Genomic DNA, 10,551 nt, shown 5'->3' with positions numbered 1-10,551 from the left:
TTCCTCGATGCGGTCTGACGGGTCAAGGGGCTGGATGCAGGTGGTGGTGCGGCCCTCGGCCACCGTCTTTGTGATCCGGTAGTGATGATCGCCGAATCGGGCGATCTGGGCCAGGTGGGTAATGCAGATCACCTGGTTGCGGTCTGCCAGGTCTGCCAGCTTCCGGCCCACCACTTCGGCGACTTCTCCGCCGATGCCCGCATCCACCTCGTCAAAAACAATGGTTTCAACAGGTTCCGTATCAGCCAGAAGCGCTTTTAAGGCCAGGATGATTCTTGACAGCTCGCCGCCCGAAGCGATCCTGGAAAGCGGTTTTAAGTCCTCGCCTACATTGGGGGAAATCATGAACCTGGCCTGCTCTGCGCCTTTTTCAGATACCGCGCAACCGTCCACGCACAGCCATTGCGGGGTCTCGGCCTGAGCCGGGGCGGGCTGGAAATGGACCCTGAAGCGGGTGTCGGCCATTTTCAACGCCCTGAGCTGTGCATCCATTTGCCGGCCGAGCTTTTCTGCCGCGGTTTTTCGTTTCTCCGACAACCGCCGGGTCAACTCGGCCAGCCGCTGGTGCAGCTCTGCCAGGCGGGATTCGGTTTTGGAGATTTGCTCTTCAATGCCTTCAATCTCAGACTGCTGGTCTTCAAGCGCCGCCAGGGTTTCCAGGATCTCTTCCACGGAATCGCCGTACTTTCGCTTGAGCTTGTTGATGGTATCGATGCGGGCTTCGATTTCCTCCATGCGCCCGGGGTCAAATTCGATGCCGTCTGTGTACTGGCGAAGAAACTCCGCTGTGTCCTCTAAACGCAGGGCCGCGTCCGCCACGGCTTCCGCGGGCTCGGTGAGGCGGGAGTCAATTGCAGCAGCTTTTTCCAGTTCCTTTTGCAGGGTTTTTAACCGCTCGGACACCGCACCGTCGCGGTCATAGAGTTCTTCCACCCCCTGGCCGGCGGTCTGGAACAGGTTTTCCGCGTTTTTCAGCCGGGCCAGCTGCTCTCTGAGTTGGTCTTCCTCGCCCGGGGCGAGGTCTGCGGCTTCGATCTCCTGCTGCTGGAAAGAAATGAGCTTCATGCGTTCGGCCTGTTGTTTGCGCTTTGCCCGGAGTTCTTCAAGCTTTCGGATCATTGGGGTGATTTCATGGTAGCAGTCGGCAAGGGACTGCTGCAGGTCGTCAAGGCCGGCAAGCTGATCGAGGATGCGCAGATGTTCGGATTCCCGGAGCAGTCGCTGGTGTTCGTGCTGGCCGGAAATGCCGGCCAGGTTTTCCGTGACCCGGGCCAGCAGGCTCATGGTGGCCAGCCGGCCGTTGATGTAAACCCGGTGCCGGTCGTTTCTGGACAATATCCGCCGGATCACCAGCTCCTCTCCGGGCGCGTGCCCTTGTTCGGCCAGGGCGGCTGCGGCCGGGCCGCGGGTGTCCATGTCAAACAGGGCTTCAAGCTCGGCGGATTCCGCGCCGGTCCGGATCATGGAAGTATCCGCCCGGCTGCCCAGCAGCAGGTTCAATGCCTGGATGATAATGGATTTGCCGGCCCCGGTCTCGCCGCTTAAAACGGTCATGCCATGGTCAAAGCGGATCCGAAGATCATCGATAATGGCAAAATTTTTAATTGCAATTTCCCGGAGCATATCCATCCTGGGGCTGTGTTGGGGTGCCGGAAAAGCAGACAAATTAAACCGCGCTCAAAATGATCATGGAGCGAAAAAATCGACTTTTACGAAACCATCAATTCTGAATTTTTTTACAAAAAAATTGACTGTTGCCTGTGAAATGGCATATATTATGTTTATACACGATTCTTTCTTTATAAACCAATCATTCAGGATGTCAAGTTCAGGGCCATAAGGAGGTTTCCATGCGTTACGTCAAACGGTTGGTTTTAGTGGTGGCAGTGGCTGCATTTTTGGCCGGCCCCCTGGCACAGTCGGCAATGGCGGCGGATTATTCCGTCAATTCCGGGGAGCCCAGCGGTGCCACCATGGTGGTGGATATGTTTGCCGCAAGACCCTTGGGATTTGTTTCCCTGATTTTTGGTACTACCACCTTTGTGGTGTCGCTTCCGTTTTCAGCCTGGGGCGGAAACACCGGCGAGGCCTTTGAAAACCTGATGGTGCCGCCGGCCATGTACACTTTTAACCGGCCCCTGGGCGACTTCCGCTAACCTGTCGCGCGGGCGCCGGGGGTTTGCCGGCGCTCAGGGAGTGTCCCATTGGACGGGCATCCTGCTTTTTTTCCGGGTGTTGCACTCCTTGCAGCAGGGTACCACGTTGTTTTTGGTGGTTTTCCCTCCCCGTGCCAGGGGAAGCACGTGGTCCATGGTCAGGTCCCCGGGCGCCACGGTCTTGCCGCACCAATGGCAGACGCCCTTGGCGCATTTGCGCTTCCACCACTGGGAAGCCCGCAGCTGGCGGGCCTTTGCCTTTTCCCTGTGAATTTCTTCTTCTTCCGGAATATACATTGCCGCTCTATGCCTGCCCAATCCACTTGTCGATTTCTGCGCACAACAGCCGGTAAAACGCCTCAGACCCGCCCAGGCCCGTTCTGCCGAAAAAATAATTGATCTCCAGGAATAACGGCGTATTCGATGGTCTCACAGCCGGATTTTCCGAAAAGATCAGGTCAAATCCGGCCAGGTTGATGCCGGTCTGGCGGCATAAGTGCAAAACCAACTCTTCGCCTGCCGCCCTGCGGCCGGGATCTGCCGTGTGATCGATCCTGCCGCCGCGTGCCGCAGATGCCTGGAATCCGGTATTGTCGGGCTGAATCCGCCAGTAGGACACCAGCGTGTTTCCCACTACCGCCACCCGCAGGCTGCGGCCGCGGGTTTCAATGTATTGCTGAAGCACAAACCCGTATTGTCGGGTTTTTTCCCAGTCCGCTGCCCGTGCCAGAAGCCGGGCAAAGGTGTCCGGGGTGTCGGCAAGCCAGACATTGGCGCCTTCGCCGGAGCCATTGTACTTGAACACAAAAGGAAATGCAAAACCGGCTTCGGCCGGGTTACTGTTATACTGCCGGTTAAAGTCGGCAAGGCAGTCAAATGCCGCAGTAACCGGGCGGGGGGTGTTGTAATGGGCAAACATCCGGCTCTGGCCGGTTTTCTCGGGCCAGGCAAAGCGGGCCGTGTAATCCGGAAACACCCGTGGGCAAGAGCTTGCAGCCGCATTAAAAAGTGTTTCGCGGCATCCCTGAGGCAGGATCACGGCTTTTGCGGCCCGCATCCTGGCTATGTCGTCATCATCCGGATCGCGGCCGGCGCAAAGCCGGTTTTCGTCTCCAACGTAACAAGGATGAAAGGACAAAATCATCTTTAGTAACCGAGTTTGCGGATGGACTTGGGCTTTTTGCTCCAGTCTTTTTCCACCCGGACAAACAGTTCCAGAAACACCCGGGTACCCAGAAGGCTTTCAATGTCTTTGCGCGCCTCTGAGCCGATGGTTTTCAGCATCCGGCCGCGGCTGCCGATGACAATGCCTTTCTGGGAGTCGCGCTCCACGTGGATGACCGCATGAATGCGCACCACGTCCTTTTTTTCATCCCCGGCAAACCGTTCAATGGTCACGGCCGTGGAATAGGGAATCTCCTGGCCGGTGTGGGCAAAAACCTTTTCCCGGATCATCTCGGCCACGATAAACCGCTCGGGCGCGTCGGTGAGTGCGTCTTCCGGGTAATAGGCCGGTCCCGGGGGCAGGTGGCCGGCCATGGCCGTCACCAGTTGCGGGACCTGGAGCCCGGTTTTGGCGGAAATGGGCACGATTTCAGAAAATATATCCAGAGCCGCCCATTTTTGAATTTGTTCCAGCAGCAGGGGTTTTTCCACCAGATCGACTTTGTTTAAGGCCAGAATGGCAGGAAGCGGTTTTTTTTCTCCAATTTTGTCCACGAGCAGGGATTCGGATGCAGGAGTTGGATCAGACGCATCGGCGATCATCAGGATCAGGTCCACCTCGTCCATTGCAGACAGGGCCACGTCCACGATTTTGCGGTTAAACAGCTTGTCGCTTTTGTGCACCCCGGGGGTATCGAGAAACACGATCTGAAAGCCGGTGCCGTGGACGATGCCGGCAATACGGTTTCGCGTGGTCTGGGGCTTGGGCGAGGTAATGGAGATCTTCTCGCCGATCATGGCGTTTAAAAGCGTTGATTTGCCCGCGTTGGGCGCGCCGGTAATGGCGGCAAACCCGGAGCGGAAATCATCAAAGGTGCTGTCTGAAGAAAAATTCATAAGACCGGGCCTTGTGTGGGTTCTTCCCGGAGCAGGTCCCCGAGCATCTCGTGGATTTTATCCATGCCCTGGCGGGTTTTGGCGGAAAAAAGCACTGTCTCGTCCTGGTTTAATTTCAGGTGCTGCCGGATCTGTCGGGCCTGAATGCCCTGCTTGTTTTTTGAGAATTTATCCGCCTTGGTCAAAATCACCAGAACCGGCAGATGCAGGTGTTCGAGAAACTCAAGGAGCTGGATTTCCTCACTTCCCGGCATGCGCCGGATGTCCTGGAGCAGAACCACGGCCCTTAAGTTAGGCCGGGAGCTGAGATAGGTCTCCACCATGGGGCCCCATTTCTTGCGCTCTTTTTGCGAGACCCGGGCGTATCCGTAACCGGGCAGATCAACGAAATAAAAGGCGTTGTTGATGACAAAGAAGTTGATCAGACGCGTTTTGCCGGGCGTGGAACTGGTTTTCACCAGGTGCCTGCGGTTTAGCAGGGTATTGATGAGACTGGACTTGCCCACGTTTGAGCGGCCTGCAAACGCGATTTCCGGCAAAACAGCCTCCGGGTACTGCCCGGGTTTTGCGGCGCTGGTTTCAAATGCGGCGGAAGTGATTTTCAAAACGCTCTCAGATCACCTTGTTCAATGGATACTCGATGATGCCCTCGGCCCCGTTTTCCAGCAAAACCGGGATCATGTCCCGGACCGTATCCGAGCTGACAACGGTTTCCACCGAGTACCACTGACTGTGGTAAAGCTTGGCGATGGTGGGGGCATTTAGGCTCGGCAGAAGCGAGACAATGCTGTCGAGCTTTTCTTCGGGCGCGTTCATTTTCAGGCCCACCAGTTTCTCGGCAGCCAGGGCGCCCTTGAGCAAAAGGGCCACCTGTTCGATTTTCTTTTTCTTCTCCGGGTCTTTCCATGCATCGTGATTGGCAATGAGCTGGGTGTTGGTCTGCATCATTTCGTGGATGACCTTGAGGCCGTGGGCGCGGATAGTGCTTTCGGTTTCCGTGATTTCCACAATGGCATCGGCCAGTCCGGAGACCACCTTGGCCTCTGTGGCACCCCAGGAGTACTCGATGTTTACGTCAATGTTTTTGTCCGCGAAATAGCGCCGGGTATAGCCCACCAGTTCGGTTGCCACTTTTTTGCCGGAAAGATCCTGGATTGTTTTTATGCCGGAATCACTGGCAACCGCCACCACCCAGCGCGCCGGCCGGGCGCTGACCTTGGAGTAGACCAGGTCTGATACCACGTAAATGTCGGAATTGTTCTCCGCAATCCAGTCCTTGCCGGTCAGGCCCGCATCCAGGGTGCCGTTTTCCACGTACACCGACATTTCTTGGGCGCGGCAGAGCGTGCACTCCATGTACGGGTCGTTGACATCCGGAAAATAACTGCGGCCGTTGACGTTGATCTTCCACCCGGAGCGGCGGAACAGTTCAATGGTCGATTTCTGCAGGCTTCCTTTGGGAATGCCGAGCTTGAGTTTGTCACTCATTTTTTATACACCTCGTCTGGATCAAATATCGGTTCATCTGTAATCACAGCTTCGTTGTTTTCCACTTTCCGGTAAAAACAGGATTTATAGCCTTTATGGCAGGCCGCACCGCCGAGCTGAACCACCTTGAGCAGGATGGTGTCGGCATCGCAGTCAAAGCGCAGCTCCCGGACCTGCTGGGTGTGGCCCGAGGTTTCGCCCTTGACCCACAGTTTGTCCCGGGAACGGCTGTAGTAAGTGGCCACGCCGGTTTTGATGGTATTTTCCCATGCGGCCCGGTTCATGTAGGCCAGCATGAGCACTTCGCCGGTTTTCGCATCCTGGGCAATGGCCGGCAGCAGCCCGCCGCCCTTGTCAAAGTCGAGTTCAACCATAATCGTTGTTCCTGAATTGTAAAAAAAGTCCACATTTTCAGGCGGGTGCATGGATTGCCGGTTCGGCATTCATCCGGGGCAGTTCGCCTGCGGTCCCACAATTTTAGCTATAAATTGTATAACCTAAAAATATTAATCGCTAAGAAAAATAAGGTCAATGATTTTCTATAAGAAATAGCCGCCCCCGGCACGGGACCATGGTGATTCAAGGCTCGGAAAAATTTGACAAGCCTGTAACAGCTTTTACAGCGCTTGGAAGTTTGTCGGGAGGGAAGCCCGGGGGCGGGTTTGAGTTTTTTCGCTCCTGATCGTTTTGCGGATTCATCAAATGCCTCCGCTAAAATTTCAAAAACTCGGCCTGCCGGCCTCAAACAGTTTGAAATTTTTACGCTCCGGCATTTGCTGAATTTTCCCGCAAAACGCTCAATGTCGCTTCAAAAACTCAAACCCCGCCCCCGGACTTCCCTGGAAGCGTTCTCCCTGGCAAAATCCCGGAACCAAGCATGAGCAGGATTTTTTTGAGGTGGAGGTCTCTGTCTGAGGCCTTTATAAAAAATTTAAGATCAAGGCTTGCGCAATTTCGAAGAATGCAGAGTAGTTGGCTATAGGTGGTTTCTGAGAAAATGCGCGTAACCCAGCTGTTGAATTTTTTATAAAGGCGTCATTTGAAAAAACCGGTTGGATGGTTATCTTGACATAGCAGACATGGATGTAGTAGGAATAAAGACTGCGGTTTTCATTTGCCAGTAAGAAGAACGCCTGTGTTTCAAATTTGCCGGCATCCTGATGAGAACCCGCAAACACGAATTTTTTTTCAGGAAGGAATGAAAATGGCGGAAAACGTTAAAGAAGTCAGCGACGACACGTTTGAAAAGGAAGTTTTGAATTCGGACATTCCCGTTTTGGTGGATTTCTGGGCACCGTGGTGTGGTCCCTGCAAGGCCATCGGGCCCGTGGTCGAGGAGCTGAGCAAGGACTATGATGGCAAGATTAAATTTCTGAAATGCAACGTGGATGACAATCCCGCAACGCCCAGCAATTATGGTATCCGGGCCATTCCCACATTGATTTTGTTCAAGGACGGCAAAAAGGTCGAGCAGGTCGTTGGCATGGTCCAGAAAGCCAAGCTTGAGGATACGATCAAAAGCGCTCTATAGATTCAGGATGCAAACCGGAATAATACAACATGCGGCAAAACAAGATTGAATCGGTCCCGGGCGCTGTGCAGCGCTCGGGAATCCGGATTCTCGTATTGGCTTTAGTGCTGGCCCTGTGTGCGTCAGGGTGTGCGGGGTGGTTTGGAACCAAGGAGGAGAAGTCTGCGGCCGAGCTGGCCGAGGAAGGGGCGGCGTTATTTGAGGCTGAAAAATATGACAAGGCTTTGAAATCCTATGAACGGCTGCGGGATTGGTATCCGTACAGCCCGCATGCCAAGGAGGCCAAGCTGCGCATCGCCGACGCCCATTTCCATCTTGAGCAATACGATCAGGCCTTGCAGGCTTACCAGCAGTACGAACAGCTGCATCCCAACGATTCGCAGATTCCGTATGCCACCTACCAGATGGGGATGTGCCATTATGAGCGCTTGCGAAGCATTGACCGGACCCAGGTGCCCACCCGCAATGCCCTTGAGGTGTTTCTGCGGCTTCAGTCCAGGTTTCCAGACAGCCAGTGGGCGCGCGACGCCGAGGAAAAGATTGAAAAATGCCGCAGGAATCTGGCAGGCCATGAATTCTACGTGGGCGAGTTTTATTTCAAGTCCGAACAATACCAGGCGGCCATGAACCGGTTCGAAATCGTGGTCACCCAGTACCCGCAAGTGACAGCATATACCGACAAAGCCAGAAGGTACATGGACCGCTGCAGCCGGCATCTGCCGGGCGAAGGGAGCGGACAGACGCCCACCGGGGATGGCTGGGTACAGCTGCCGCCCATTGAAGTCGGATGGGAAGGGGTTAATTGACCGATTTTCCGCTTGATCCGAAAGCTGAAAAAATGCTTTACAAATCCAAATTTTTGCGGCATATAATTAGATTTTTATGTGAACCTGTATCCTGATCGTGTGAAGGAGATTTCTGATATGTCTACGATGTGTAGTATATGCGGCAAAAAAGCCATGGTGGGATGTAACGTCAGCCATGCCCATAATGTCACCAAACGGCGGTTTAATCCCAACCTGCAGCGAGTGCGCGCCGTGCAGAACGGCAGCGTGAAAAAAATCACTGTGTGCACCCAGTGCATTAAATCCGGTCTGGTGGTCAAAGCCCCGTAATCCCATTTTCCGGATACCCTGTTTTTACAGACGTTTGACCTCCTGTACGGCCGGGATTTTTTTCAGCCGGGAAACCACATTTTCCAGGTGTCCACGGTCTTTTACCATGATGGTAAATTTTCCGTAAATTGACTTGTTGCCCCTGTTTTCAAGGCGGACGTCATAAATATTGGCGGCCGCCTTGCTGATTTCAATCGAGATTTCCGCCAGCAGCCCCATGCGGTCGGAGGCGGTGATCTTTAAGGACACCGGAAACTCGCCGTTGTCGTTTGTATTCCATTCCACGTCGATTTGCCGGTCCGGGTTGAGTTTCAACGCATTGACACATCCGCTGCGGTGAATGGTCACCCCGGCTCCGTGGGTGATATACCCGGTAATCGGATCTCCGGGCACGGGCTGGCAGCATTTGCCGAAACGGATCAGGATATCATCCAGGCCGTGGACCGATACCCCTTCGGTTTTTTCTTTCTGCTTGCGATCCTTGGGCCCCATGATCTTGTCAATGAGGGTGGATTCCTTCTTGTCCCCGAACTGCGGGTCGAGCTTTCGGATGATCTGCAGGGGCGTGATTTTTCCGATGCCCACATTGGCGATCAGGTCCTCTGCGGACTTGAAATTAAAGGCCTCTGCCGCCTTTTCCATCTCCCTGGAGTTGACCAGGTTTGAAAAATTGAGTTTGTATTTCCGAAAGGCTTTCTCGCACAGTTCCCGGCCCAGAGACAGGCTGCGCTCCTTTTCCTGCTTGCGGATCCAGTGCCGGATACGGGACTTGGCCTTGACGGTTTTGACGAAATTGAGCCAGTCCTTGCTGGGCTGGTGGCCCTTGGTGGTCAGAATCTCAACAATATCGCCGGTTTTGAGTTCGTACTGGAGGGGTACGAGCCGGCCGTTGACCTTGGCGCCGGTGCACTCGTTGCCCACTTCCGTGTGGATCATGTAGGCAAAATCCACGGGCGTGGCCCCCTTTGGAAGCGAGCGCACATCCCCGTTGGGCGTAAACACAAATACCTCGTCGGGAAACAAATCGATTCGCACGTTCTCCAGAAATTCCTCCGGATTTCCGAAATTCTTCTGGTTTTCCACCAAGTTGTGAATCCAGGCAAAGGTATTTTTCGTGTTGATATCCTCCTGGGTTTTGCCCTCCTTGTAGCTCCAGTGCGCGGCAATGCCGAAATTGGCCACATGGTCCATTTGCTCGGAACGGATCTGGATTTCCATGCGTTCCCCGTACGGGCCGATCACAGTGGTGTGCAGCGATTGATACATGTTGGGCTTGGGAACGGCGATATAATCCTTGAATTTCGTCGGGATCGGCTTCCACCTGGCATGGATCTGCCCCAGGGCCGCATAACACTGGGAGACGTTTTCCACGACGATGCGAAAGGCAATAATGTCATAAACCTCTTCAAAGTCCAGTTCCTGGGAGACCATTTTCTGGTATATGCTGTAATACTGCTTGTGCCGGCCCTGCACCCGGCACGAAATGCCGGCTTCAGACATTTTTTCCTTGATGAGGGTCTTGACCGTGGCCACGTATTTTGCGCGTTCCTCCTGGTTTTTTTTCAGCAGTCCGTCAATGCGCTCGTATTCCGCGGGGTTGGCGTAATAAAATGCGGTTTCCTCGAGCTCGTTTTTCAGCCAGTAAATGCCCAGGCGGCCGGCAATGGGGCCGTAGATGTCTAAGGTTTCCTGGGCGATGGACCGCTGCTTTTTCGGCTTTTTGTGATAATGCAGGGTCCGGATGTTGTGGAGCCGGTCTGCGAGCTTGATTAAAATCACCCGGATATCATCGGCCATGGCCAGAATCATTTTCCGGATGTTTTCCGCGTGCCGCTGCTGGTCGGTGCTGAAGGGAAGGGCGCTGATCTTGGTGACCCCGGCCACGATATGGGCCACTTCATTGCCGAATGTGTGATAGATTTCATCAATTGTGGCATGGGTGTCTTCCACCACGTCATGGAGCAGGCCCGCGGATATGCTCACCGGATCCAGCTTCATGTCGGCCAGCAGGCTTGCCACTTCAAGGGGATGAGACAGGTAGGGCTCTCCGGAAAGGCGCATTTGTCCGGCATGGACCCGGGCCGAGTAGATGTAGGCACGATCGATAATGTCCACATCCGCGTCCGGGTAATAATCGTAGAGCTTATCGAGTATATCGGTAATACGGATCATAATTTTTTCTGAGACAAAACCCTTCCGG

General features: G+C 54.4%; 12 protein-coding genes. 4 read left to right on the top strand and 8 right to left on the bottom strand.

Annotated elements, in window-relative coordinates:
- Positions 1–1,623: DNA repair protein RecN (gene recN, locus R6U41_RS03030; protein ID WP_410268354.1), on the bottom strand; the 1,623-nt coding region annotated here is incomplete at its 3' end.
- A 227-nt stretch (positions 1,624–1,850) separates the two neighbouring features.
- Here recN and R6U41_RS03025 point away from each other — a divergent pair.
- A complete protein-coding gene (locus R6U41_RS03025) occupies positions 1,851–2,156 on the top strand; it encodes a hypothetical protein (RefSeq protein ID WP_410268353.1) in 306 nt (101 codons plus the stop codon).
- A gap of 33 nt (positions 2,157–2,189) precedes the next feature.
- Here the strand turns inward: R6U41_RS03025 and R6U41_RS03020 are convergent, their stop codons facing one another.
- From R6U41_RS03020 to hisI, 6 genes are read right to left on the bottom strand one after another with little or no spacing between them, the layout of a single operon-like run.
- A complete protein-coding gene (locus tag R6U41_RS03020; protein WP_410268352.1) occupies positions 2,190–2,453 on the bottom strand; it encodes an HNH endonuclease in 264 nt (87 codons plus the stop codon).
- A gap of 7 nt (positions 2,454–2,460) precedes the next feature.
- Positions 2,461–3,300, bottom strand: coding sequence for a RimK family alpha-L-glutamate ligase (locus R6U41_RS03015; RefSeq protein WP_410268351.1), 840 nt, complete (start codon positions 3,298–3,300; stop codon positions 2,461–2,463).
- Between the two features lie 2 nt (positions 3,301–3,302).
- Positions 3,303–4,217: a GTPase Era gene (gene era / locus R6U41_RS03010; RefSeq protein WP_410268350.1), complete on the bottom strand. Its 915-nt coding sequence runs from the start codon at positions 4,215–4,217 to the stop codon at positions 3,303–3,305.
- Positions 4,214–4,822 carry a ribosome biogenesis GTP-binding protein YihA/YsxC gene (yihA, locus tag R6U41_RS03005; RefSeq protein WP_410268349.1) on the bottom strand — a complete coding sequence of 203 codons (609 nt, stop codon included), beginning with the start codon at positions 4,820–4,822 and terminating at the stop codon, positions 4,214–4,216. The genes era and yihA overlap by 4 nt, the downstream gene beginning before the upstream one ends.
- A 7-nt stretch (positions 4,823–4,829) precedes the next feature.
- Positions 4,830–5,705, bottom strand: coding sequence for an ATP phosphoribosyltransferase (hisG, locus tag R6U41_RS03000; RefSeq protein WP_410268348.1), 876 nt, complete (start codon positions 5,703–5,705; stop codon positions 4,830–4,832).
- Entirely contained in the window at positions 5,702–6,079 is a 378-nt protein-coding gene (hisI, locus tag R6U41_RS02995) for a phosphoribosyl-AMP cyclohydrolase (RefSeq protein WP_410268347.1), read from the bottom strand. The genes hisG and hisI overlap by 4 nt, the downstream gene beginning before the upstream one ends.
- An 830-nt stretch (positions 6,080–6,909) precedes the next feature.
- Between hisI and trxA the strand changes: the two genes are divergently transcribed.
- The 3 genes from trxA (at position 6,910) to rpmB (ending at position 8,351) form a co-directional block, all read left to right on the top strand.
- Positions 6,910–7,236 (top strand): thioredoxin, encoded by a 327-nt coding sequence (gene trxA, locus R6U41_RS02990; RefSeq protein ID WP_410268346.1) that lies wholly within the window; start codon positions 6,910–6,912, stop codon positions 7,234–7,236.
- Between the two features lie 29 nt (positions 7,237–7,265).
- Positions 7,266–8,042: an outer membrane protein assembly factor BamD gene (locus tag R6U41_RS02985; RefSeq protein ID WP_410268345.1), complete on the top strand. Its 777-nt coding sequence runs from the start codon at positions 7,266–7,268 to the stop codon at positions 8,040–8,042.
- 117 nt (positions 8,043–8,159) lie between these two features.
- Positions 8,160–8,351: a 50S ribosomal protein L28 gene (gene rpmB, locus R6U41_RS02980; RefSeq protein ID WP_181549944.1), complete on the top strand. Its 192-nt coding sequence runs from the start codon at positions 8,160–8,162 to the stop codon at positions 8,349–8,351.
- Between the two features lie 24 nt (positions 8,352–8,375).
- On the opposite strand, the gene R6U41_RS02975 is transcribed toward rpmB, so the two are convergent.
- On the bottom strand, positions 8,376–10,523 hold the full coding sequence (locus R6U41_RS02975) for a RelA/SpoT family protein (RefSeq protein ID WP_410268344.1): 2,148 nt from the start codon (positions 10,521–10,523) through the stop codon (positions 8,376–8,378).
- Positions 10,524–10,551: the final 28 nt, after the last annotated feature.

Source organism: Desulfosalsimonas sp. (genome assembly GCF_046483245.1).
GTDB lineage: Bacteria > Desulfobacterota > Desulfobacteria > Desulfobacterales > Desulfosalsimonadaceae > Desulfosalsimonas.
This window is presented reverse-complemented; position numbering and strand designations above follow the sequence as displayed.